Source organism: Brevundimonas sp. R86498 (assembly GCF_044598075.1).
Taxonomy (GTDB): domain Bacteria; phylum Pseudomonadota; class Alphaproteobacteria; order Caulobacterales; family Caulobacteraceae; genus Brevundimonas.
Genome location: NZ_CP139004.1, coordinates 1804080 through 1825161, shown reverse-complemented (window position 1 = coordinate 1825161; position 21082 = coordinate 1804080). Strand labels below are relative to the sequence as shown.

At 67.3% G+C, this 21082-nt stretch carries 27 protein-coding genes; 11 read left to right on the top strand and 16 right to left on the bottom strand.

The window, feature by feature from the left end; all coding sequences use genetic code 11:
• Positions 1-29: 29 nt before the first annotated feature.
• Positions 30-464, top strand: coding sequence for a PaaI family thioesterase (locus SJY26_RS08860; RefSeq protein ID WP_396592698.1), 435 nt, complete (start codon positions 30-32; stop codon positions 462-464).
• Here the strand turns inward: SJY26_RS08860 and SJY26_RS08855 are convergent, their stop codons facing one another.
• From SJY26_RS08855 to SJY26_RS08820, 8 genes are all read right to left on the bottom strand, one after another.
• Positions 465-839: a type II toxin-antitoxin system VapC family toxin gene (locus SJY26_RS08855; RefSeq protein ID WP_396592697.1), complete on the bottom strand. Its 375-nt coding sequence runs from the start codon at positions 837-839 to the stop codon at positions 465-467. It abuts the gene before it with no gap.
• Positions 836-1138, bottom strand: a complete 303-nt coding sequence (locus SJY26_RS08850; protein WP_396592696.1) for a type II toxin-antitoxin system Phd/YefM family antitoxin — start codon at positions 1136-1138, stop codon at positions 836-838. Before SJY26_RS08850 ends, SJY26_RS08855 begins: the two co-directional genes overlap by 4 nt.
• Positions 1139-1175: 37 nt before the next feature.
• Complete coding sequence (locus SJY26_RS08845; RefSeq protein ID WP_396592695.1) at positions 1176-1796, bottom strand: glutathione S-transferase family protein; 621 nt, start codon at positions 1794-1796, stop codon at positions 1176-1178.
• 14 nt (positions 1797-1810) lie between these two features.
• A complete protein-coding gene (locus SJY26_RS08840) occupies positions 1811-3082 on the bottom strand; it encodes a NupC/NupG family nucleoside CNT transporter (RefSeq protein ID WP_396592694.1) in 1272 nt (423 codons plus the stop codon).
• A gap of 78 nt (positions 3083-3160) precedes the next feature.
• Positions 3161-4420, bottom strand: coding sequence for an adenosylmethionine--8-amino-7-oxononanoate transaminase (locus tag SJY26_RS08835; RefSeq protein WP_396592693.1), 1260 nt, complete (start codon positions 4418-4420; stop codon positions 3161-3163).
• Positions 4417-5040 carry a dethiobiotin synthase gene (bioD, locus tag SJY26_RS08830; RefSeq protein ID WP_396592692.1) on the bottom strand — a complete coding sequence of 208 codons (624 nt, stop codon included), beginning with the start codon at positions 5038-5040 and terminating at the stop codon, positions 4417-4419. Before bioD ends, SJY26_RS08835 begins: the two co-directional genes overlap by 4 nt.
• The gene (locus SJY26_RS08825) at positions 5037-6209 is read right to left on the bottom strand and encodes an 8-amino-7-oxononanoate synthase (RefSeq protein WP_396592691.1); all 1173 of its coding nucleotides are present in this window, start codon (positions 6207-6209) and stop codon (positions 5037-5039) included. The genes bioD and SJY26_RS08825 overlap by 4 nt, the downstream gene beginning before the upstream one ends.
• Positions 6210-6214: 5 nt before the next feature.
• On the bottom strand, positions 6215-7093 hold the full coding sequence (locus SJY26_RS08820; protein ID WP_396592690.1) for a branched-chain amino acid aminotransferase: 879 nt from the start codon (positions 7091-7093) through the stop codon (positions 6215-6217).
• Positions 7094-7175: 82 nt separating this feature from the next.
• On the opposite strand from SJY26_RS08820, the gene SJY26_RS08815 reads away from it, so the two are divergent.
• From SJY26_RS08815 to SJY26_RS08805, 3 genes are all read left to right on the top strand, one after another.
• Positions 7176-7895 carry a response regulator gene (locus SJY26_RS08815; RefSeq protein WP_396592689.1) on the top strand — a complete coding sequence of 240 codons (720 nt, stop codon included), beginning with the start codon at positions 7176-7178 and terminating at the stop codon, positions 7893-7895.
• Positions 7895-9238: an ATP-binding protein gene (locus SJY26_RS08810; RefSeq protein ID WP_396592688.1), complete on the top strand. Its 1344-nt coding sequence runs from the start codon at positions 7895-7897 to the stop codon at positions 9236-9238. The genes SJY26_RS08815 and SJY26_RS08810 overlap by 1 nt, the downstream gene beginning before the upstream one ends.
• An 83-nt stretch (positions 9239-9321) precedes the next feature.
• Entirely contained in the window at positions 9322-9813 is a 492-nt protein-coding gene (locus SJY26_RS08805) for a hypothetical protein (RefSeq protein WP_396592687.1), read from the top strand.
• On the opposite strand, the gene SJY26_RS08800 is transcribed toward SJY26_RS08805, so the two are convergent.
• The 3 genes from SJY26_RS08800 to SJY26_RS08790 all read right to left on the bottom strand — a co-directional run bounded on the left by SJY26_RS08800 (position 9790) and on the right by SJY26_RS08790 (position 11417).
• Positions 9790-10542 carry a pyrroline-5-carboxylate reductase family protein gene (locus SJY26_RS08800; RefSeq protein WP_396592686.1) on the bottom strand — a complete coding sequence of 251 codons (753 nt, stop codon included), beginning with the start codon at positions 10540-10542 and terminating at the stop codon, positions 9790-9792. The two genes, SJY26_RS08805 and SJY26_RS08800, sit on opposite strands and share 24 nt — an antisense overlap.
• Before the next feature lies 1 nt (position 10543).
• Positions 10544-11047, bottom strand: coding sequence for a YbjN domain-containing protein (locus SJY26_RS08795; RefSeq protein ID WP_396592685.1), 504 nt, complete (start codon positions 11045-11047; stop codon positions 10544-10546).
• Between the two features lie 79 nt (positions 11048-11126).
• Positions 11127-11417, bottom strand: a complete 291-nt coding sequence (locus SJY26_RS08790; RefSeq protein WP_396592684.1) for an accessory factor UbiK family protein — start codon at positions 11415-11417, stop codon at positions 11127-11129.
• 173 nt (positions 11418-11590) lie between these two features.
• On the opposite strand from SJY26_RS08790, the gene lgt reads away from it, so the two are divergent.
• The 7 genes from lgt (at position 11591) to SJY26_RS08755 (ending at position 17258) form a co-directional block, all read left to right on the top strand.
• On the top strand, positions 11591-12466 hold the full coding sequence (lgt, locus tag SJY26_RS08785; protein ID WP_396592683.1) for a prolipoprotein diacylglyceryl transferase: 876 nt from the start codon (positions 11591-11593) through the stop codon (positions 12464-12466).
• On the top strand, positions 12466-13539 hold the full coding sequence (locus SJY26_RS08780; RefSeq protein WP_396595730.1) for a class I SAM-dependent methyltransferase: 1074 nt from the start codon (positions 12466-12468) through the stop codon (positions 13537-13539). Before lgt ends, SJY26_RS08780 begins: the two co-directional genes overlap by 1 nt.
• 49 nt (positions 13540-13588) lie before the next feature.
• Positions 13589-13900: a hypothetical protein gene (locus tag SJY26_RS08775; RefSeq protein ID WP_396592682.1), complete on the top strand. Its 312-nt coding sequence runs from the start codon at positions 13589-13591 to the stop codon at positions 13898-13900.
• A 43-nt stretch (positions 13901-13943) separates the two neighbouring features.
• Positions 13944-14720, top strand: a complete 777-nt coding sequence (gene pgeF / locus SJY26_RS08770; protein ID WP_396592681.1) for a peptidoglycan editing factor PgeF — start codon at positions 13944-13946, stop codon at positions 14718-14720.
• A gap of 77 nt (positions 14721-14797) precedes the next feature.
• Positions 14798-15625 (top strand): 2OG-Fe(II) oxygenase, encoded by an 828-nt coding sequence (locus SJY26_RS08765; RefSeq protein ID WP_396592680.1) that lies wholly within the window; start codon positions 14798-14800, stop codon positions 15623-15625.
• A gap of 40 nt (positions 15626-15665) precedes the next feature.
• The gene (locus tag SJY26_RS08760; protein WP_396592679.1) at positions 15666-16376 is read left to right on the top strand and encodes a class I SAM-dependent methyltransferase; all 711 of its coding nucleotides are present in this window, start codon (positions 15666-15668) and stop codon (positions 16374-16376) included.
• Between the two features lie 285 nt (positions 16377-16661).
• Complete coding sequence (locus tag SJY26_RS08755) at positions 16662-17258, top strand: hypothetical protein (RefSeq protein ID WP_396592678.1); 597 nt, start codon at positions 16662-16664, stop codon at positions 17256-17258.
• 46 nt (positions 17259-17304) lie between these two features.
• On the opposite strand, the gene SJY26_RS08750 is transcribed toward SJY26_RS08755, so the two are convergent.
• From SJY26_RS08750 to SJY26_RS08730, 5 genes are all read right to left on the bottom strand, one after another.
• Entirely contained in the window at positions 17305-17562 is a 258-nt protein-coding gene (locus tag SJY26_RS08750; RefSeq protein ID WP_396592677.1) for a DUF3297 family protein, read from the bottom strand.
• A gap of 72 nt (positions 17563-17634) precedes the next feature.
• Positions 17635-18615 (bottom strand): MotE family protein, encoded by a 981-nt coding sequence (locus tag SJY26_RS08745; protein WP_396592676.1) that lies wholly within the window; start codon positions 18613-18615, stop codon positions 17635-17637.
• A gap of 69 nt (positions 18616-18684) precedes the next feature.
• Positions 18685-19320, bottom strand: coding sequence for a DUF6468 domain-containing protein (locus tag SJY26_RS08740; protein ID WP_396592675.1), 636 nt, complete (start codon positions 19318-19320; stop codon positions 18685-18687).
• A 1-nt stretch (position 19321) separates the two neighbouring features.
• Positions 19322-20383, bottom strand: a complete 1062-nt coding sequence (gene fliM / locus SJY26_RS08735) for a flagellar motor switch protein FliM (RefSeq protein ID WP_396592674.1) — start codon at positions 20381-20383, stop codon at positions 19322-19324.
• A 3-nt stretch (positions 20384-20386) separates the two neighbouring features.
• Positions 20387-21046, bottom strand: a complete 660-nt coding sequence (locus SJY26_RS08730; RefSeq protein ID WP_396592673.1) for a flagellar basal body-associated FliL family protein — start codon at positions 21044-21046, stop codon at positions 20387-20389.
• Positions 21047-21082: the final 36 nt, after the last annotated feature.

The following is a 21082-nucleotide window of genomic DNA, read 5'->3' as shown; positions in this document are numbered from 1 at the left end:
GCGAGACCGAAAAGAAGGCGAAGTTCGGAATGGTTGAGAAGGTCACGGTAACGGAAGGGGAATTCGCCGGCTGGCAGATGTACGATCTGCACGGCACTTTCGACCAGGTGGTGGGGCCGTTCTATTTCAGGCCGGACCCGGACGGCCGCATGCGCTGCGCCTTCCGGGCCGAACCCAAACACATGAATGCCGGCCACCGGATGCACGGCGGCTGCCTGATGACCTTCGCCGACATCGCCCTGTTCCAGACGGCCTATCAGGAGATGGAGGGCAAGAACGGTGTGACCGTCCAGCTGGACTCCACCCTGATCGACGGGGCCTATGAGGGCGAGCTGATCGAGGCCACCGGCGAGGTCGTGCGCGCCGGCGGGTCGCTGATTTTCGTGCGGGGCCAGATCACCACGGGGAATCGCACCCTGATGACCTATTCGGGCATCATCCGGAAATTCACGCCGCGCGGTTGATCAGGTCAGCAGGACAGGGACGCCGTAGTCGGCAAGCCGATGGTCGCCAGTTACGAGGGTAAGGGTTTCCTCGATCGCTTGAGCGACCAGAATTCGATCGAAGGGATCCTTGTGCAGGACTGGCAACGAACGCACCCGCCATGCGTGATGCTCCTGAACCGGGAGCCATTTCGATACCGCTTCGATCTTGCCCCGCGCCTCTTCCTCAAACGTCAGCCGGCCGGATGCGGCCTTTGACACGATCTCGAGCAGCGAGGCCGTGCTGACGAGCAGTTCGCTGGACGGATCGAGAAGCACGTCCATGACCGGAGCCTTGATGCGCGTCGGCTCCTCAAGAAGCCAGATCACGATGTTGGAATCCAGCAGATACCTCATCGAGGCTTGAACGGCACACGGTCTTCCGCCGCGTGAGAGCGCGCCTCGGCTTGACCATACCACTTCCGTTCCATTTCAGCGTCGAACGGGGAATCCTCCCATCCGTCCTTGAGGTTCATCTTGCCCCGCATGCTGCCGAAGATGGCGGCCCGATCGACCGCGACCGGCTGGGCGACCGGAGCCAGACGAACCATAGGCTTGCCCGCCTTCGCGATGATGACCTCTTCACCGGCCATGGCGCGTTCGATCAGCTTCGACAGGGTGGTCTTGGCTTCATGGATATTCGCGGTCACGGCCATGCGGGTAAGCTAACCTGGCTAACCCCTTTTTTCAATCTCAGATGCCCGCCTTGGCCGCCGGGCGGGCGCGACACTCGTCCAGCCAGCGGGCCAGATGGGTGAACTCCTCCGGGGGGCGGTATTTGACCAGACGGGCGAAATCGAGACCCACGGCCCCGACGATGTCGGCGATGGTGAACCGGTCCAGGGCGATGAACGGATGATCGGCGAGATGGCGGTCCAGCGTCTTCATGAACCGCTCGGCCGATACCCGGTTGTACTCCGCGACCTGGGGCTGGGGCGTGGCCTCCAGCACGGCCAGGGCCGGATGGGTGAGCCGCACGTTCAGCATCATCGGATTGGCGAGATAGAATTCGCAGCGGCGGGTCCACATTTCGACGATCGCCTGTTCCCGGGCATCCACACCGAACAGGTTGGGCTCGGGATAGATCGACTCCAGATAGCGGCCGATGGCGACGGACTCCGAGATGGTGGTGCCGTCGTCCAGCTCCAGCGCGGGCACATGGGGGACGCCGACGCGGCTGCGGTATTCCGCCGTCCTGTGATCGCCGGACATGATGTCGACCTGGACGATCTCGACGTCCTCGATGCCTTTTTCGGCCATGACCCAGCGGACCCGGCGGGGGTTGGGGGCGCGGTGGCTGTCATAAAGTTTCATCGGTCGTCTCCGGTTCAGGCGAATATGGAGGCCGGCATGGTGCCGACAACCGCCGCCGTCATCAGGGTGGCGAGGAAGCCGGCGAACAGGGCCTTCCACACCATCCCGAGCACCTCCTCGCGGCGTTCGGGGATCAGGACCGAGAGTCCGGTGACCGTGATGCCGACGGAACCGATATTGGCGAAGCCGCACAGGGCATAGGTCAGCAGCATGCGGGTGCGTTCGCTCATCTCGCCCGCAGGAACCTCGCCGAGACGGATGAAGGCGACGAACTCGGTCAGGGTCAGCTTGATCCCCAGCAGCAGTCCAGCGGGGCCCGCCTCGGCCCAGTCGACCCCGATCAGCCAGGCCAGGGGCATGAACAGCCAGCCCAGCAGTCGCTCCACCGTGACCGGCGCATCGAACAGCCAGACGCCCCCGATCATCACGTTCACGATGGCCACGAGGGCCACGAACACGATCAGCACGGCCGAAATGTTCAGCACCACCATCAGACCGTCAGCCGTACCCTTGACGATGGCGTCAACCGCTGAGTCGTACTTCAGCGCCGAGCCATAGTCCGCGACCGCCCCGCCCTGTCCCGGCGTCTCGGGGATGATGATCCGCGCCAGCAGCACGCCAGCGGGGGCCGAAACGATGGAAGCGACCAGGACATGGCCCGCCGCATTGGGCAGGACCGCCGACAGGATGGTGGCATAGGCCACCATGGTCGAGCCGGCCACAGTGGCCAGACCGACAACCATCATGAGGAAGATCTCGGACCGGGTCAGCTTGTCCAGATAGGCGCGGATGACGATCGGGCTCTCGATCATGCCGAGGAAGATGTTGGCCGCCACCGCCAGCGCCGAGGCTCCGCCAAGACCCATGGTGCGCTGAAACAGAAACCCGAACGCCAGGGTGATCCACTTCAGGATGCGCCAGTGCCACAGCAGGGCCGAAAGGGCCGAGATGACGAGGATTAGCGGCAGGACCTGGAAGGCGAACGTGAACAGGGCCCCGTCATTGGTCACCGCATAGGGCTGGTCGCCGCCGGCGAGATAACCAAACACGAACCGCGTCCCCTCGGCTGTGGCGAGAGCCAGACCATCGACCGCTCCGGTCACGGCAGCCAGCACGCCCTGGGAACCCGGGATTGCGAACAGGGCGAGGATTAGCAGGGCCTGCACACCGATGGCCCCCAACGCCAGCCGCCACGGGAAAAGCCGCCGGTTTTCAGACAGCAGCCAGCAGGCGGCGACGATGACGATCAGGCCCGCAAGGCTCTGAAGGTTCAGTGTGCTGAACATGAAAGACTGGTCTCCCCGGGTTGCGCCTTCCTGCACGGCGTGCGGCACCGGTGCAAGCCGGTGCCCCGCTCAGGCGTGTCAGAGGGCCGACCAGCCCTCGGCGGCTTCCGCCACGGCATCCCAGACCCGGTCCAGATCTGCGGCCTCGATACAATATGGCGGCATGACATAGATCGTATCGCCCAGCGGGCGGACCAGCAGGTCCCGCTCGCGGAAAAAGCCCAGCAACCACGGACCGAGCGGGGACAGATAGCCGCCCCGGGCCCCGTCGAAGTCGATCGCCGCAATCGTCCCGAGGCACCGCGCACCCGTCAGGCCCGGGCAGCCGGACACCCGATCCAGCCGGCTCTGCTGGGCTCGCCCCAACGCATCAATTCGCCCCAGCACCGGCTCGTCGCGCCAGATGGCCAGGTTCTCGGCCGCGGCGGCGCAGGCGATCGGATTGGCGGTGTAGCTGGACGAATGGAAAAACATCCGCGACCGGTCCGTGGACCGGTGAGCTTCGAAGATCTCCGACGTCGCCAGGGTCACGGCCAGCGGCAGGGCCCCGCCGGTCAGGCCCTTGGACAGACACAGGATGTCGGGCGACACCCCGGCCTGTTCACAGGCCAGCAGCGTCCCGGTCCGTCCCCACCCCGTCATGACCTCGTCCGCGATGAACAGGACCTCGTGGCGGGCGCAGATCTCCGCATAGGCCCGCAGCGTCTCCGCCGAATAGATCAGCATGCCGCCCGCGCCGAGGATCAGGGGCTCGACGATGAAGGCGGCGGGTTTCGAATCCTGTCGGCAAAGCGCGTCGAGCGCGTCGAGACTGGCCTGTTCGGCACCGGCCGCGGGAAAGGGAATGGTGCCCACGTCGAACAGGAGCGGCGAATAGGCCTGGTTGAACACCCCGCGCTCGCCCACTGACATCGCCCCGATGGTGTCGCCGTGATAGCTGTTGCGCATGACCACGATCCGGTGGCGGGGTCGGCCGGTGTTGGCCCAGAAGCCCAGGACCATCTTCAGCGCCACCTCGACCGCCGTAGAGCCACTGTCGGAATAGAAGACGTGCCGCAGGGGGTCCGGCGTGATCTCGATCAGACCCCGCGCCAGAGTCTCGGCGGGCTCATGGGTCCAGCCGGCGAAGATGATCTGGTCGAAATCCTCGGCGGCGCGCTGGATCGCGGCCCGCAGGCGGGGATGATTGTGGCCATGGGTGATGACCCACCAGCTGGAGATGGCGTCGATCACGCGACGACCGTCAGCGGTATGCAGCGCCGCCCCCTCCGTGCGGACGACGCGGGGGATGGGCTCGTTCAGGCCATGCTGGGTAAACGGATGCCAGACGGGGCTCATGCGAAGTCGCTCGGGTCAAACCCTGCCGCGAACGCTTCGGACAGGCTGTCCGGCGTCAGCCGGTCGAGCCAAGGCAACCGCCCCAGCCGCTTCACCTTGCCGAAGCGCACGATCGCGGCCTCCGAGCTGTCATGTGAGGGGCCGATGAAGGCCACCCCCAGCACCGGGACGCCCCGGGCGCGCAGGGCTTCCAGCGTCAGCAGACTGTGGTTGATGGTACCGAGCGCCGTCGAGGCGCAGACCACCAAAGGCAGACCCCAGCGCGCGAAAACATCGGCGAACAGGACCTCGTGGTTCAGGGGCACCAGCGCCCCGCCGGCCCCTTCGATAACCAGCGGACGCTCGCAGGGCGGTGGATTCAGGAGATCCGCATCGATCCGCACCCCGTCAAGGTCGGCGGCGTGGTGCGGGGAAGCCGGCGTCTCCAGTCGCCAGACCTCGGGCAGGATGCGGTCGGGCGACAGGTTGGTGAGGGCGGCGACCCGTTGCGCATCGGTACCGCCGTCCAGCCCCGCCTGCACCGGTTTCCAGTAGCAACCGTCCAGCGCCCGCGTCAGGGCGGCGGCGAAGACCGTCTTGCCGATGTCTGTGCCGGTGCCGGTGACAACGATCCGGGTCATGCGGCCCGCTGCAGCAGGGGTTCCATGGCGTCGGCGAGGGCCTCCACCTCAGTCAGTCCAACATTGAGGGTGAGGGAGACGCGAAGGCGAGCGGTCCCGGCGGGCACGGTGGGGGGGCGGATCCCGCGGACGTCAAAGCCCTGACTCTGGAGCGCGGCGGCGACCGCCATGGTTCGGGCATCGTCGCCGAGAATGACGGGTATGATCTGTGACCCGGTGGGGGCCACGCCCAGCCGGTCGGCGAACAAACTCCCGGCATCGCTGATGAGGCCATCGAGGCGGGTCCGAAGCCCGTCCTCCCCCATCAAATCCAGCGCCGCGCGGCAGGCCGCCGCCATCAGCGGGGACGGTGCGGTGGAAAAAATGAATCCCCGGCCACGGTTGACCAGAAAATCGATCACGGTCGGATCGCCGCAGACCAGGGCCCCCTCGCACCCCAGGGCCTTGCCGCAGGTGCGCAGGGTGATGACGTTCTCGCGCCCTTCCAGATGGGCCGCGAGGCCACGCCCGCCCGGTCCGAACACGCCCGTCGCATGCGCCTCGTCGATCAGCAGGAAGGCGTCGTGACGATCGGCCAGCGCCGCCAGATCGTCCAGCGGGGCCCGGTCGCCGTCCATGCTGTAAAGGCTTTCGACCGCGATCCAGATCCGGCCAGTGCCGCCGGCCGCCCGCCAGGCGGTGATGGCAGCCCCGAAGGCGTCGACATCATTGTGGACGGCCGTGGCGGTTGCCGCGCGGCCCAGCCGCATGCCCTCATGCGCGCTGGCGTGGATGAGGCTGTCATGAACGACCAGGTCCCCGGTCTGGGGCAGGGTCGCCAGCAGGGCGGCATTGGCGGCATAGCCGCTGGAGAAATAGAGCGCCGCCCCTGCGCCAAATACAGCGGCGGCCTCGGCTTCGAGTGCCTCGTGTTCGGAATGATTGCCGCGCAGCAGACGCGAGCCCCCGGAGCCGACCGGGACGCCACGCCCCAGTGCCGCTGAAACGGCTGCCCCGAGCGCTGCCGAACCGGCCAGGCCCAAGTAGTCGTTGGAGGCGAAATCCACCCCGCGCCGCGGGCCGAGCGCCCGCAGACGCCCCATGTCCTCAAGGCGGTCCAGATGCGCCCTGTGGCGATCAAGCCCGGACGCGCCGGAGGCGATCTCCGGCCGCCCGGTCCCGTCAGCCATGGGTATCAGGCCTGACGGCGGACCAGTCGCCCGTAGGCTTCCATCAGGCCGAGGCTGATATCCCCCGGTGTGAACCGGTACTCACCAATCTCACTGACCGGAGTGACCTCGGCGGCCGAGCCGGTCAGGAAGCACTCCGAGAAGGTTGATAGCTCCTCGGGACGGATGTGGCGCACCACAACCTCGATGCCCCGGGCCCGGGCCAGATCAATCACAGTCTGGCGCGTGATGCCGTTCAGGATGTGGGTCACGTCGGGGGTATGGATCACCCCGTCCTGGACGAAGAAGACGTTGGCCCCGGTCGCCTCGGCGACGTAGCCGCGCCAGTCCAGCATCATGGCGTCGGAGTAGCCGCGCTTCTCGGCGGCGTTCTTGGACATGGTGCAAATCATGTAGAGGCCCGAGGCCTTGGCCGTCGTGGGAGCAGTCAGCGGATCGGGGCGGCGCCACTTGGCCCACTCCAACCGGATGCCCTTGCGCTTGATTTCGGGATCGAAATAGCTGGGCCAGTCCCACACGGCGATCGCGACGTGAGCCTTGTTGTTCAGGGCAGAGACGCTGACCTGCTCCGGGCCGAGGTAAGCCAGGGGGCGCACATAGGCGTCCTCCATGCCCATGCGGGCGCAGGTGTCCTTGCAGGCCTGGTCGATCTCGGCCACGCTATAGGGCAGTTCGAAATCCAGCAGGTTCGCAGACCGGGCCAGACGCTCGGAATGCTCTGTCAGCTTGAAGATTTCCCCGCCATACATACGCTCCCCCTCGAACACCGACGAGCCGTAATGCAGGGCATGGGTCAGAACGTGCGTTTTCGCTTCCCGCCAAGGCACGAAATCGCCATCCATCCAGATCCAGCCATCACGATCGTCGAAAGGAACCAAGGCCATTGAACAACGTCTCCTGCGCAGATTTCCCGGTTAGAACGTCCCGAACGCCCGAGGTCAACGTCGCGCGTCCAGGAATGTTCGCATGAGCGCGGGGCGGTCAGGCCCCGTGGCGGGTGCGGGCGTGGGCCGTCATCTGCTGATTGTCGACGACGACGACCGGATCCGGGAGCTGCTGAAAGAGTATCTGGCGCGCGAAGGCTATCGCGTGACCGGAGCGGCCCACGCTGCCGCGGCGCGGCGGCTGATGGAACTGATCGAGTTCGATCTGGTCGTGCTGGACGTCATGATGCCCGGCGAAACGGGGCTGGAGCTGACCACCTGGGTCCGGTCCAAGGCCCAGCTGTCGCAGACGCCTGTTCTGCTGCTGACCGCCCGGGGTGAAGCGTCGGACCGGATCGATGGGCTGTCGCGGGGGGCGGACGACTATATGTCGAAACCTTTCGATCCGCGGGAGCTGGCGCTGAGGATCGATGCGATCCTTCGCCGTACGGGGGTCAAACCGATCATGCCGCGCGAGATAAGGCTAGGGACGGCCATGTTCGATCTGGAGCGGCTGGAGCTGACCCGGGACGGAGCGCCCATGCGCCTGACCGAGGCCGAAGCACAATTGCTGAAGACCCTTGCGCTGCATGCCCATGCACCGGTCGAACGGATGGACCTGTCGCCCGACACGGCGGACATCACCGGACGCGCGGTCGATGTCCAGGTGACCCGGCTCCGACGCAAGCTGGAGGCGGACCCGAAGAATCCGCGTTATCTCCAGACGGTCCGGGGCGTGGGATATATGCTGGCCCCGGACTGATGCGCCGCCTGCCGTTCCCCGTCCTGGCCCGCATGTTGAAACGGCGCCTGCCGACGACGCTATGGGGCCGGTCGCTGCTGATCATCGTCCTGCCGATCCTGATCATGCAGGGAGCGGTGACCTGGGCCTTTTTCGACATGCACTGGCAAACGGTGACGGCGCGTCTGTCCGAAGGGCTGGCGGGTGATATCGCCTGGGCGGCGGAAAGCTATCGCGACGATCCCTCGGCGGGCAATCTGGCTGTCATCGCTGACCGGGGGGAGCGGTCGATGCAGCTTTCGATCGCGCTGCGCCCCGGCGAAACCCTGCCCGAGGAGCGCCGTCGCGGGCCGATCGGGGTTGTGGACCGCACGCTCGAGGCGGCGCTGGCCAGTCGTCTGGACCAGCCCTTCTGGTTCGATACCACCCGCTATCCCGCCTATGTCGACATCCAGGTCCAGCAGCCGCAGGGCGTGCTGCGGATCATCGCCCCGCGCGAGCGGGCCGTGGCGACCCAGGCCCACATCTTCGTCTTGTGGCTGACCGTAGCGACGGTTCTACTGATGGGCGTCGCCATCCTGTTCATCCGCAATCAGGTTCGGGCGATCGAGCGGCTGGCCGAGGCAGCGGAGGCCTTCGGTCGGGGCGAAACCGCGGTGCGGTTCAAGCCGCACGGGGCCCGCGAGGTGCGTCAGGCGGCAGTCGCCTTCCTGGCCATGCGCGACCGCATCCAGCGCCACATCGAACAGCGCACGGCCTTGCTGGCCTCGGTGAGCCATGACCTGCGGACGCCCCTGACGCGGCTGCGGCTCGAGCTGGCTCTCGCCCCGCCGTTCAAGCGGGCCGCCGCGATGAAGGGCGATCTGGACGAGATGGAGCACATGATCGACGAGTATCTGGCCTTCGCCCGGGGCGAGGCCGGGGAAACGCCGCAGCCCGTGGATGTGTCGGCGCTGCTGCTGGCCGCCGGCGAGGATGTGAAACGGGCCGGTGCCGAGGTCGAGATCGCGACACCGCCGACGCTGACCGCCTCGTTGAGACCATTGGCCTTCAAGCGCGCCCTGACCAATCTGGCAGGGAACGCCGCCGCCCATGGGGAACACGTCCGCCTGTCCGCCCGGGCGCTGGCCTTGGGGGGAGTCGAGATTGTGGTCGAGGACGATGGCCCCGGCATCCCGGAAGAGATGCATGAGGAGGCGTTCCGGCCGTTCGGTCGCCTTGACGAAAGCCGCAACCAGAACCGCAAAGGCGTCGGACTGGGACTGGCGATCGCTCGAGACGTGGCCCGCGGCCACGGCGGCGACATCACCCTGGCCCGCAGTGACCTCGGTGGACTGCGCGCGCTGATCCGGCTGCCCGGCTAGGCGTTCACAATCGCGCGCTCAGTACTGGCACAAGGGCGAGGCCAGGCGCATCTTTCCGTTGACAGGGATCATTGGAGATCAACATGCGCCCCCTCGCCCTTATCGTTCCTCTGGCCATGGCCACGGCCCTCGCCTTCCCCGCTCTCGCACAGGCTCAGCAGGTCACCGTGACTATCGGCAGCAAGTTGGCAGAAAAGGTCGAGGATCTGGGCCAGCGTGACGTTGATCGCCAGATGGTGCTGCTTCAGACCACGGTTGAGCGAGAACTGGCCCGCAGCGGTGCGCTGGACGGGGCGCAGGTCAACCTGGTTGTGATCGACCTGAAGCCGAACCGCCCCACATTCCAGCAGGCAGCCGACCGGCCTGGCCTGTCGGTCATCGATAGCCGCTCGATTGGCGGAGCGACGATCGAGGGGGAGGTCATCATGGCCGATGGGGAACGGCACCCGGTGCGCTACGATCACTATTCGACATCGATCGCCGAAGTTTACAGCTATTCGACCTGGTACGATGCCGAGGTCGCCTACGACCGGTTGGCGGATCGACTGGCGTCAGGCCGGCTGGTCTCGCGCTAGACGGCGGGCTCGGTCGATGGCGGCCTCGACGGCGGCGCGGACCGCGTGGTCGAGGCCCTTGTCCAGCAGCGCATCGAGGCCGGCGCGTGTCGTGCCACCCGGCGAGGCGATACGCGAAATCAGGGTTTCAAGAGACTGGTCAGAGTCCGCGCCGGATCCGGCGGAGCGCAGGGCCCCGCGGGCCAGACGCGCCGCCGCTTCCGGTGGAAGTCCGGCCGCAGTGCCCGCCTCGGCGAGGGCCTCGGCCATGGCGTAGAAAAAGGCGGGAGCCGAGCCGGCGACAGCGGTGGCCGCATCCATCAGGGCCTCATCCGCCAGATCAACAGTGTCTGCGACCGGATCGAATAGCCTGTGGGCAACGGATCGGGCACCGGGATCCTCCGACCAGACAGCAGCAATGCCACGGCCCTCAGCCACCGCCGTAGTGGGCATGACCCTCGCTATCGGATGCCCGGGCAGCGCGGTGGCGAGCGCCGCAGCGCGGACCCCGGCCATGACCGACAGGACGACAGCCCCGGCCGGCAGGGTAGAGACCAGAGGCGCGACCGCGTCGCGCCAGGCTCCGGGCTTGACCGCAATCACCAGAACCCGCGTCCCACCCGGGCAGACCGCGGGATCGGCCCGGGTCAGCACAGTCAGGTTCTCAACAGTGCCCGTGAGCCGCCAACCCTCGACGAGGGCCGAGCCCAGACGGCCATGGCCCAGAAGGGTGACCGGACCGGGAGCCACCTCAGGCCGTGCCGACGGTCTCGAACAGGCAGGAATCGATCGCGTCCTGGGGCTTCTTGTTGCCACGGATCATGAAGTCGAAGGCGGGATAGTAGCGGTCTGCTGCTTCCACTGCGGCATCGATCATGGACGCGGCCTGGGCCAGGGTCGGACGCTCGCCGTGAGGCAGGGCCAGGGAATGGCGGAAGACGATCTCGCCGTCCTCGGCCCAGACCTCGAAATGGCCCATCCAGGTACGCTGGTTGACCATGGAGACCAGTTCGTAGGCCGCGCTGCGACGCGATTTCGTGGCCCGGAGATCCAAGGCACAGCACAACTGCAGGCAGTCCCCCTCAGGCCGCCAGGCGAACCAAAGCTCGTAGTCCTTCCAGTCGCCGGCCAAGGCGAAGGCCAGATCCCCGTCATCCGTGCGATCGAACGGCAGGTTCTCGGCATTCAGGACATGTTCGACCACGTCCAGCGGATCACAGGGGACGTCGACCTCTTGGGGTCCGGCAGCATCCATCAGGAAAACTCGATCTCGCGGGAGGTCAGCCGCGACTCAGCGGCGTTGAAATGACGGTAGGCGTGTTCGCAGATTCGGCTCAACCGGCTGCGTCCGGAAGATGAGTTCCGTCTGTGGGTGTTCCCGTTTTCGGCGTTTTAGCCTTGGCCGTGGCCGCCTTCTGAAGCTCGGCGACCTCGGCGCGAAGAGCCGTGACCTGGGCCTTCAGCACATCGAACTCGTCGCGACGGACCAGATCCATCTCGGCGGCGACGCGATCGGTCTGCGCCCGAAGCGCAGCCTTGGCCTCTTCACCCGCGGCCTGGGCCAAGCCCATGGCGCTGGTCGACATCTTCGCCAGTTCGTCGAGGAAGGGATTGCGGGTCTGCATGATCGTCTCCGTTCCGCACGTCGCGGAGGTCGTTAAGGGAAGGTTGCCTGATATGGTGAACGAAACCTTTCCGGACACCCCCTGCATACGCTCAATCACGGCTGAAACGTGACACGCTCGCGTGAGGCAGCGGCGCTTGCTAAAGGCGGGGCGAACCACCGCAGGAGCCCCGTTTGACCTTTCCCGAGTTCGACCCGGTCCTGATCCAGATCGGCCCGCTGCCATTGCGCTGGTACGCCTTGGCCTATGTTACCGGCATCGTTCTGGGGTGGGTCTATGCCGCGCGCATCCTGAAGACGGAACGACTTTGGGCCCCCGGTCGACCGCCGATCACCGGGCCGCAGCTCGATGATCTCGTGTTGTGGATCACGCTGGGTATCATCCTGGGGGGGCGTTTCGGTTATGCCCTGTTCTACCAGCCGGCGATGTTCGGCCAGCTGTTCACAGGGGAAACCCTTGGCGAGCGGTTCGAGCTGTTCCAGCTGTGGACCGGCGGAATGTCCTTCCACGGCGGCTTCCTCGGCGTCTGTCTGGCCGTGGCCTGGTTCGGCCGCAAGCACGGAGCGAACCTGCTGAGTCTCGGCGATGCGATCGCGCCGGTGGCCACGATCGGGCTGTTCTTCGGGCGGCTGGCCAACTTCATCAATGGCGAGCTGTGGGGCCGGACGACGGACGTGCCGTGGGCCATCCGCTTCTGCAACGCCCGGATCGAGCAGATGTACGGCTTCTGCCCCGCCGGGAATGAGCCCCGCCATCCGAGCCAGCTGTATGAGGCGGCGCTGGAGGGACTGCTGCTGTTCACCATCCTGTCGCTGGCGGTGTGGAAATGGCGGCTGCTGACCAAGCCGGGCTTTGTCACCGGCCTGTTCCTGGTGGGCTATGGTCTGTCGCGCGCGGCACTGGAGACGGTGCGTCAGCCGGATGCCGGGATGGAGAACTTCCCGCTGGGCCTGACCATGGGGATGATGCTGTCGATCCCGATGATCCTGATCGGGGGCTGGCTGGTTTACCGGGCGTGGAAGCGGCCGCCGGTCGCCGCAGCGGACTGATGGCGCTGAAGGACCGGCTGGTCCGGGAGATCACCCTGACCGGGCCGATGACGGTGGCGGACTATGTGACCCGCTGCCTGCACGATCCGACCGACGGCTACTACGCCACCCGCCCGGCGCTGGGCGAGGGCGGCGACTTCATCACCGCGCCGCTGATCAGCCAGATGTTCGGCGAGCTGATCGGCCTGTGGGCGGTCGAGACGTGGCAGAGGCTGGGCGCGCCCGAGCGGTTCCGGCTAGTCGAGGTGGGACCGGGTGACGGGACCCTGATGGACGATGCGCTCAGGGCCGCCCGGGTCGTGCCGGGCTTTCTGGAGGCGTGCGACCTGATCCTGATCGAGCCCAGCGGGCCGCTGAGAACCGCGCAGGCGCGCCGGCTGGCTGAGGCCGATGTGGAGCCCCGCTGGGTCCGGTCGCTGGCGCAGATCGAGACGGATGCCCCGGTCATCCTGATCGCCAATGAGGTGCTGGACTGCCTGCCGGCCCGCCAGTTCGTGAAGACGGACGGGGGCTGGGCCGAGCGGCGGGTCGGGGTCACCGACGACGGGGAGCTGACCTTTGGTCTGGTGGGCATCACCGGCGGGTTCGAGCGGCCGGCGTTCGACGTTGAGCCGGGTCAGGTGATCGAGGCTTCGGACCAGCAGGCGGCCTTCGGGCGCGATCTGGCCACCCTGATCCGCGAGACCTCGGGCGCGGCCCTGCTGATCGACTACGGCCGGGACCGGGCGGGACCGGGCGACACGCTGCAGGCCTTGAAGCGGCACGGCAAGGTCGATCCGCTGGAGACCCCGGGCGAGGCGGATGTGACGCAGTGGGCCGACTTCCCCGCCGTGCTGGAGGCCGCCGTCCGTGCCGGGGCCGATGTCACCGGGTGCCGGGGCCAGGGCGACTTCCTGCGCCAGCTGGGGATCGAGGCGCGGGCTGAGCGGCTGTCGGCGGGGCGGCCGGGGGCCGCCCCGGTGATCGGTCGGCAGTTGGCCCGACTGACGGCCGACGATCAGATGGGCCAGTTGTTCAAGGCGGCAGCGATCTTCTCACCCCGCAGCCTGTCAGTGCCGGGCTTTGACACCTAGGAACCGCTCTGCCGGCTGTGCCGTTGGATGAGTTTACCGGGAGAGACTTATGAACCGTGCCCTCGCCCTTCTGTCCTGCCTGTCTGCCGCTATGAGTCTGGCCGGCTGCGCGACACCTCGCGACCGCATCACGAGCGCCCTGGTTGAAGCGGGCGTGCCGCGGGCGCCGGCGGAGTGCTTCTCGGCCGATATCACGACCCGGCTGAGCGACGCCGAGTTGCGGGCGATCGGGACGGCCGTGGCGCAGGTGCGCGAGCAGGGCCGGAGCCTGACCCTGGCCGATGCGCTGGAGCTTGCCCGCGACAGCGGCGATGCGCGCACCGCCGGCATTCTGCTGACCGCGGCGGCCCGTTGCGCCTGACCTGGGCTCTTGATCGACGGCGGGCGGCGTCGCAATCAGGGGTATGTCCGCCCTCCCTCACCCCATCAACCATGCCCTGCTGGAACGGTCCGGCCTGCGCCATGGCTTCTTCACGCGGCAGGGCGGGGTCTCGACCGGGCTCTATGCAGGTCTGAACACGGGGATCGGCTCGGCGGACGATCCGGCGGCGGTCATGGAAAACCGGCGGCGAGTGGCCGCGGCGCTGGGCGGCGGGCCGGACGATCTGGCCAACTGCTACCAGATCCATTCCAGCCTGACGCGGGTGGCGACCGGACCCTGGGCCGGGGACCGGCCGGAGGGGGATGCTGTGGTGACCACGACCGGCGGCGTGATCCCGGCGGTACTGACGGCCGACTGCGCGCCGGTCCTGTTGGCCGACGCGGAGGCCCGGGTCGTGGGGGCGGTCCACGCCGGGTGGAAGGGCGCGCTGAACGGGGTAGTCCAGTCGGCCGTCACGGCGATGGAGGCCCTGGGGGCTCGGCCCCACCGGATGGTCGCTGTGGTCGGCCCCTGTATCGCCCCCGAAAGCTACGAGGTCGGGGCGGACTTTCAGGACCGGTTCGAGCATCACGACGCAGGATCCGGCCGGTTCTTTGCCCCGGGCGTGGAGGCGGACAAGCGGATTTTCGACCTGCCCGGCTTCGTGCTTTGGCGGCTGGAGGAAGCCGGCATCGGCGAGGCGGCCTGGACCGGGCACGACACCTGCGCGGATGCCGGTCAATTTTACTCGAACCGGCGGGCCCACCGGGAGGGGGAGCCGGATTTCGGCCGGCTGATGTCGGCGATCCGCTTGGACTGATGGCCGTTCTGACACCGGCTCGCCCGGGCGGTGGCCTTCCACGTGACCCGGGCCGACTCATCCGCTAAGCTGGAACCATGCTGTCGCTTTTCAGGAAATCGGGCCCGCCGCCTGCGTCCGTCGCGCCCGGTGAAGGCGATTTTTTCAGTATCTTCGCCGAAGGCGAAGGTTTTTCGGCCCGCCAGGACGCGCAGGCCCTCGCCTACCGGTCGGCTGACCCCTTCCCGCACATCATGATCGACGGCGTGTTCCGGCCGCAGGTCTTGAGAGACGTGCTGGCCGAGGTGCCCTCCCCTCTCACGTCTGGCAATCTGTTCTCCAAGGATGTTGCGCATCTGCAGGAGAACAAGTTCGCATGGCGTGACGTCACGCGTCTGGGCCCCAAGAGCCTGCGCCTCATCAACTATCTGTATGCGAAGCCATTTCTGGAATACCTCACAGCCGTTACGGGGATCGAGGGCCTGGTGCCGGACCCCTATCTCTGGGGCGCGGGATTCCATCAGATCCTCCGTGGCGGAAAGCTTGCGGTGCATGCGGACTTCAACATCCATCCGCAGATGAACCTGTATCGCCGGCTGAACGTGCTGGTCTATCTCAACGAGGGCTGGGACCCGGCGTGGCATGGAAATCTGGAGCTCTGGACCCCGCAGATGGATCGCTGCGCCAAGTCGATCACGCCGGACTTCAACAGGATGGTGATCTTCTCGACCACCGACACGTCCTACCATGGGCATCCCGACCCGCTGGACTGTCCTCCCGATGTCGTACGGCGCTCCCTCGCGCTCTACTACTACACCTATGAGCGACTGCACGAGCAGGTCCACTCGACCCTGTGGCAGCGCCGGCCGCATGACGCCGACGCGGTCGCCGAGGCCGCCGAGGCGCATCGGCTGGAACACGGCTGACCGGTCTGGCCAGCAGCGGGGCTCGCAGCAAGTGGACATGATGAAACTGCACAACGGACCAGCGACCGAAGAGATCACGCCTCCAGGCACGGGCACCGCAGGGGTACCGGTCGCAGGATCGCGTGATGGCTTCCTTGCCCACCGGGCGAAGGTTGTCGATCCGCAGCTCCGGGCCAAACTCTATGACGTGCCGCAGGCCATTCATGAATGGCTGGAACCGTATGGCGGGCTGGAGAACAGGCATGTTCTCGATTTCGGCTGCGGCTTCGGCGAAACGGCGGCCGGGATCGCGCTCGGTCACGGTGCCAGCAGCGTTCATGGTGTCGACGTCCAGGACAAGCCCGGCCAATGCGGTCCGATGCTCGCGAGTGTTTTTGGACTCGAAAGCCTTCCGGCCAACCTTCGCTTCTCCCGGATCACGGAACACGGTCCGGCTGAGCGGGACGCCTATGACGTGGTCGTAAGCTGGTCCGTGCTGGAGCATGTCACGAGAGGACTGCTTTCGTCGGTCCTCGGCGCGCTTCATGATTCCCTGCGCCCCGGCGGGATCGCCTTCTTCCAGATCTCGCCGCTCTATTTCAGCCCTGAAGGGGCACACCTGGGGGTGCTGGGCTACCAAAACTGGGAGCATCTGCTGAAGCAGACCAGCGAGGTCCTCGACGACATCGCGAATCTGTCCCGATGTCAGTCCCGAGCGGAAAGCCCGCCTGGCGCGCCTGTTCACAACGCTGAACCGGGTGACGGCGAGTGATCTGGTCCAGCGTTGCGAGGCGGTCGGCTTCAGGGTGCTTCGCGAACAGCGAGACCACACGGCACTGGTGCCTCCCGACGTCCTGAGAGAAGCGTACGCCCTCGAAGCCCTGACGACGCATCAGATCGTCCTGATGCTACAGCGCGATTGACGCACCCGCCGGGTATCGCGAGAAGCTGAGGCCCGGACTCTTCTGACACGTGATCATACGGAACGCACGAACCCATGCAGACGGTCGTCACATCGTGCTTCGCTGACAGATGGTGGGCTCTGGTCCCGGAGTTCGTGGAAACGGTGCATCGGCTCTCGGGCCTGAACACAGAAATTGTTTCCCTCGACGGCAAGGCGTACGAGGCGGCGTTCGCCTCGACCGTGCACCAACCCAAGGCCGTGGGTTATGGCGCGGGCGACTCCGAGCGGATGCGGCACATCCTCGCCCGACTGCGGCAAGGCGTGACCTGCTTCCAGATCGACCTCGACGTCCGGTTGAAGCTCGATTTCCGGCCCATGGCGGACCTTCCCTACGACTTCATCATCTCACGGGCGTTCGGCGTTCCCAAAGAGGTGGTCGAGGCGTTGGGCTTCGTGGCCTGCACCGGCTTCTACATCGCCAAGCCGGCTGCCGCACCGCTGCTGGAGCCGATCCTGGCGGAACTGGGCCCCCTTGGGATCTATGACCAGAACCTGCTCAATCGCCGCCTGAAGGACGCGACATGGCATCAGGACCGGGTCACCCTGGGCCAGTTCGAGGGACGGATCGATGTCTGCGAGCACGATGGCGTCAGCATCTGTGTGCTACCGCGCGAGGCCATACTCCGGACGCCCGAAATGGACGCCTCGTGGTTCGGAAATCACCACCACAGCTTCCATCCGAAAGAATAGCCCCGGTCATGAAACAGCCGGGGCTGTCAACGGGTAATGCGGGCACCTAGCCTTCGCTCTCAACCACGCCGCTCTGGAAATAGGGTTCGACCGGGCCCTGGAGCTTGACGGTCAGGGCATTGCCCTTGCGGTCGACGGCCTTGCCGACGGCGAGGCGGACCCAGCCTTCGGAGACGCAATACTCGTCGACGTTGGTCTTTTCCTCGCCCTTGAACTTGATGCCTACGCCGCGCGCCAGAACGTCGGCGTCATAGTGGGGGCTGGCGGGGTTGACCGAGAGGCGGTCGGGGGGCGTGTCGGACATGGAGCAACCTTACGGGCAGGACTGGAGGCGGTGCATAGCCGCACCGGCCCCCTGTGCCAACCGGGCGCGTGACTACTGGACCGACTGGCGGGGCGCGGTCGGGGGTGTGGGTGCGGTCGCGGCAGCGGCCCCCGGTGCCGGCGGGGCATAGGGCTGGGGTCCGGCCGGAGCCGGAGCGGCGGCCGGGGCGCGGGCGGCGGGGCGCGGGGTCTGGCGAGCGGGTCGCGCGGCCGGACGGGCGGTCGGGGCGCGGGCGGCGGCTGGCGGCGTGGCGGCGGGCGGCGGGACGGCAGCCGTCTGGACCGGAGCCGGAGCCGAGGCCGCAGCTGTCGGCGCCGGAGTGGCGGCGGCGGGCGGGGTCGCCGCGGTCTGGACGGGGGCTGCCGGCGGCGTGGCCGTGGCGGCGGCCGCGCGGGCGGCCAGCTGCTGGGCCTGGAAGCGGCGGGCAAGTTTCTCGGTCAACTCACGGGCGGCGGGGGCGGGCATCTGGGCCATGATGGCGCTGAGCCCGCGCGGGCGCATGGCCGCGGCGATGGGCAGGCGGACACTGTCGTCCAGGGTGGCGAAGACGGCGGCGGCCTCACGAGGGCGCATGGCGGAGTAAACGGCCACGAGACGGGCGGTTTCGGCCTGTTCGCGCTCATCGACCTGACCCAGCAGGGTCTGGACCTCGGCCTTGATGGCGTTAAGGGCGGTGATCTTGGCGTCCAGCTTCTGCTCCGCGGCGGTCATCAGCGGCAGCATGGTGGCCAGGTCAGTGTCGCGGGCGTCCAGCTCGGTGCGGCGGGCCGACAGGGACTGGATGATCCTCAGCTCGGCGGGCGAGATGCCGGCCTGCTGCGCCAGCTGTTCGGGGGTCAGGGCGCAGACGGCCGGGGTCGGGCGGGCGGCGGTGGCTGCACCGGGCGTGGTCGTGTCGCCTGCGGCCGTGGCCTCCTCGGCCCAGGCGACGGCGCCCTGGAACATGTCCGGCCCGGCCCCGACGGCGCGCACGGCCACGACCCCGCCGATGGCGACGGCGATCAGGGGGAGCAGGCGGGGCAGCTTGGCCATAGGCGGTTCGGTCCGGTTTCATCCCCGGCGCACCGGCTACGGTGGTCGGGACAGAGGGGCAGCAGGAAGTCAGGCGGCGAACATGTCGTCGTCGAGACTGGCACGGGCGCGGTTGAGGCTTTGCTTCGCAGCTTGGTTAGCGGTCAGGGCATGCAGGATGGCCTGGACATTGCCGGCACCGGCGGCGGCGGCCCGGGCGGGGGCGGCGCGGACCGGCGCGGCCATGCCCTGGATCCGCTCGGCCAGGGCGGCCATGCGGAAGGCCCGGTCATCGGGATCGGGGGTGGCGACCGGGGTGGACAGCCGCGGCTCGGGCGAAAGCGCGTCTGACCCGGCGCGAGCGCTCCGGGCCGGGGCAGGCTCGCGCAAATCCTCCGCCTGGGCGGCCCGTAGCGGAGGATTGGCCCGGACCGGCGCGACGGCTGCCGTCTTGCCCGCTCGCGCGAGGAGCTGTTCCAGGTCGGTCTTGAGGGCCCGGGCCTTGAGGATGCGGTCGTGCAGGAGGTCGGCCTCCTCGCCCGAGGCGCGCAGGGAGCCGAGCGCGTTTTCGGCACGGACACAGGCCGAGTTCAGCTCGGTCACGGCTCCGGCGAAGGCCAGTTGCCCGGCGCGGAGCTGGCTGAGCTTCTTCTCCAGCCGCACGCCGTAGCCGAGCGCGGCCACCAGCAGCAGCATCAGGACAGCGTCTAGGATCATGCCGGTCATGTCAGCGCCTTCCGCGTGTGAGGTTGGTGGCGGCCTCGACGCTGATCGGCGATTCGACGCGAACAGCGATATGCTGGCCCTTGCGGCCCATGCGGCCATTGGTGACGGGGATCGGACCGCAGCGGATGGACACATCCGAATCCGGGGTGGCGTTCAGCATGAAGGTGTCGCCCACCTGGAGCGCCAGGACCGTTGACAGGGGCACCTGCTGCTCGTCGAGAACCACCCGCACCTCGGTGTCCGTGGTCCAGAGCTCGGTGGCCAGGTGGCCTTCCCAGATGTTGTCGCGGCCGAACTTCTCGCCCATGAACTGCTGCAGCAGCATCTTGCGGATCGGCTCCAGCGTCGCATAGGGCAGCAGCAGCTCGACCCGGCCGCCGCGGTCTTCCATGTCGATGCGCAGCTTGACCAGGATGGCGGCATTCGCCGGCCGGGCGATGGCGGCGAAGCGAGGATTGGTTTCGAGCCGATCGAGCTTGAAATGCACCGGGGTCAGCGGCTCGAACGCCGCCTGGGCATCGGCCAGGATCACCTCGACCATGCGCTGGACGAGGACCCGCTCAATGGTCGTATAGGGTCGGCCTTCGATCCGCAGCGCCGCCGTGCCGCGCCGGCCGCCCAGCAACACGTCGACGATCGAATAGATCAGGTTGGAATCGACCGTGAGCAGACCGTAGTTGTCCAGCTGCTCGGCCCGGAACACCGCGAGAATGGCCGGCAGGGGAATGGAGTTCAGATAGTCGCCGAACCGGATCGAGGAGATGTTGTCGAGGCTGACCTCGACGTTGTCCGAGGTGAAGTTCCGCAGGGACGTCGTCATCAGCCGGACGAGACGGTCGAAGACGATCTCGAGCATCGGCAGCCGCTCGTAGCTGACGAGGGCCGAGTTGATGATGGCGCGGATGCCGCTGCGTTCAGAATCGTCGCCGTCGCCAAGATCGAAGCCCAGCAGGCTGTCGATCTCGTCCTGGTTCAGGACCCGCTCGGCCCCGCCCGCGCCGAAGGCTTCGGCGGCCGCGGCGGCGAAGGGATCAGCACTGTCGGCCACCGTCACATCGGACATGGGCTACTGGACCAGCATTTCTTCGATCAGCACGGCATCGACCTTGGCCGGGGCAGCGATCAGGTTCACGCGGCGAAGGATTTCTGCCCGAAGCTGATAGTTGCCGGCTGAACCGGCGAGGTCCTCGGGCCGGAGCTCGCGCAGGAAGCCCTGGAACATGTCCTGCATGCGCGGCATCTGGCCCTGCAGCGTATGGGCCAGATCGGCGTCGTGCATTTCCAGCGTCAGGGTCAGCTTCAGGAAGGCCGGGCGGCCATCAGAAGACTGGATGTTCACCACCATGTCCGGGAGGGTGTAGAAGGTGACCCCGTCAGGCCCTTCGGAGATCTTGCCGAGCGCGGGATCGGCCTCGCCCTCGGCACCGCCGCCATGGCCACCGCCCTCCTTCTTCTTTTCCTCGCCGTGGCCGCCGCCCTTCTTCTCCTCACCGTGATCGCCGGCGGCGGCCTCGCCCTCGGCGGCAGCCGGCTTGGGCTGGAGCATGAAGAAGGCACCTGCCCCGCCCCCGACCAGCACGATCAGGGCGACGGGGGCGATGATGAACAGCAGGGGGAGCTTTTTCTTGGGAGGCGCGCCGTCATCGTCGCCGCCCACATCGGCCCCATAGGCCGCAGCAAGTTCGGTCGCGCCGTCCTTGGGCGGCTTTTCCTTTTTCTTGCCCATTGCCATGGTCTGGACGCCCCGGAATTTCCCAGAGTC

What these genes read in the sequence shown, in the direction of transcription:
- fliM (WP_396592674.1), bottom strand. Translation starts at nt 20,383, where the DNA reads ATGTCCGATGTGACGGTGGCCGACAGTGCTGATCCCTTCGCCGCCGCG.
- SJY26_RS08845 (WP_396592695.1), bottom strand. Translation starts at nt 1,796, where the DNA reads ATGAAACTTTATGACAGCCACCGCGCCCCCAACCCCCGCCGGGTCCGC.
- SJY26_RS08780 (WP_396595730.1), top strand. Translation starts at nt 12,466, where the DNA reads ATGGCGCTGAAGGACCGGCTGGTCCGGGAGATCACCCTGACCGGGCCG.
- SJY26_RS08825 (WP_396592691.1), bottom strand. Translation starts at nt 6,209, where the DNA reads ATGGCTGACGGGACCGGGCGGCCGGAGATCGCCTCCGGCGCGTCCGGG.
- SJY26_RS08840 (WP_396592694.1), bottom strand. Translation starts at nt 3,082, where the DNA reads ATGTTCAGCACACTGAACCTTCAGAGCCTTGCGGGCCTGATCGTCATC.
- SJY26_RS08775 (WP_396592682.1), top strand. Translation starts at nt 13,589, where the DNA reads ATGAACCGTGCCCTCGCCCTTCTGTCCTGCCTGTCTGCCGCTATGAGT.
- SJY26_RS08795 (WP_396592685.1), bottom strand. Translation starts at nt 11,047, where the DNA reads ATGGATGCTGCCGGACCCCAAGAGGTCGACGTCCCCTGTGATCCGCTG.
- SJY26_RS08760 (WP_396592679.1), top strand. Translation starts at nt 15,666, where the DNA reads ATGAAACTGCACAACGGACCAGCGACCGAAGAGATCACGCCTCCAGGC.
- SJY26_RS08730 (WP_396592673.1), bottom strand. Translation starts at nt 21,046, where the DNA reads ATGGGCAAGAAAAAGGAAAAGCCGCCCAAGGACGGCGCGACCGAACTT.
- SJY26_RS08805 (WP_396592687.1), top strand. Translation starts at nt 9,322, where the DNA reads ATGCGCCCCCTCGCCCTTATCGTTCCTCTGGCCATGGCCACGGCCCTC.
- SJY26_RS08820 (WP_396592690.1), bottom strand. Translation starts at nt 7,093, where the DNA reads ATGGCCTTGGTTCCTTTCGACGATCGTGATGGCTGGATCTGGATGGAT.
- SJY26_RS08855 (WP_396592697.1), bottom strand. Translation starts at nt 839, where the DNA reads ATGAGGTATCTGCTGGATTCCAACATCGTGATCTGGCTTCTTGAGGAG.
- SJY26_RS08815 (WP_396592689.1), top strand. Translation starts at nt 7,176, where the DNA reads ATGAGCGCGGGGCGGTCAGGCCCCGTGGCGGGTGCGGGCGTGGGCCGT.
- SJY26_RS08745 (WP_396592676.1), bottom strand. Translation starts at nt 18,615, where the DNA reads ATGGCCAAGCTGCCCCGCCTGCTCCCCCTGATCGCCGTCGCCATCGGC.
- SJY26_RS08740 (WP_396592675.1), bottom strand. Translation starts at nt 19,320, where the DNA reads ATGACCGGCATGATCCTAGACGCTGTCCTGATGCTGCTGCTGGTGGCC.
- bioD (WP_396592692.1), bottom strand. Translation starts at nt 5,040, where the DNA reads ATGACCCGGATCGTTGTCACCGGCACCGGCACAGACATCGGCAAGACG.
- pgeF (WP_396592681.1), top strand. Translation starts at nt 13,944, where the DNA reads ATGTCCGCCCTCCCTCACCCCATCAACCATGCCCTGCTGGAACGGTCC.
- SJY26_RS08860 (WP_396592698.1), top strand. Translation starts at nt 30, where the DNA reads ATGGTTGAGAAGGTCACGGTAACGGAAGGGGAATTCGCCGGCTGGCAG.
- SJY26_RS08790 (WP_396592684.1), bottom strand. Translation starts at nt 11,417, where the DNA reads ATGCAGACCCGCAATCCCTTCCTCGACGAACTGGCGAAGATGTCGACC.
- SJY26_RS08750 (WP_396592677.1), bottom strand. Translation starts at nt 17,562, where the DNA reads ATGTCCGACACGCCCCCCGACCGCCTCTCGGTCAACCCCGCCAGCCCC.
- SJY26_RS08850 (WP_396592696.1), bottom strand. Translation starts at nt 1,138, where the DNA reads ATGGCCGTGACCGCGAATATCCATGAAGCCAAGACCACCCTGTCGAAG.
- SJY26_RS08835 (WP_396592693.1), bottom strand. Translation starts at nt 4,420, where the DNA reads ATGAGCCCCGTCTGGCATCCGTTTACCCAGCATGGCCTGAACGAGCCC.
- SJY26_RS08810 (WP_396592688.1), top strand. Translation starts at nt 7,895, where the DNA reads ATGCGCCGCCTGCCGTTCCCCGTCCTGGCCCGCATGTTGAAACGGCGC.
- SJY26_RS08765 (WP_396592680.1), top strand. Translation starts at nt 14,798, where the DNA reads ATGCTGTCGCTTTTCAGGAAATCGGGCCCGCCGCCTGCGTCCGTCGCG.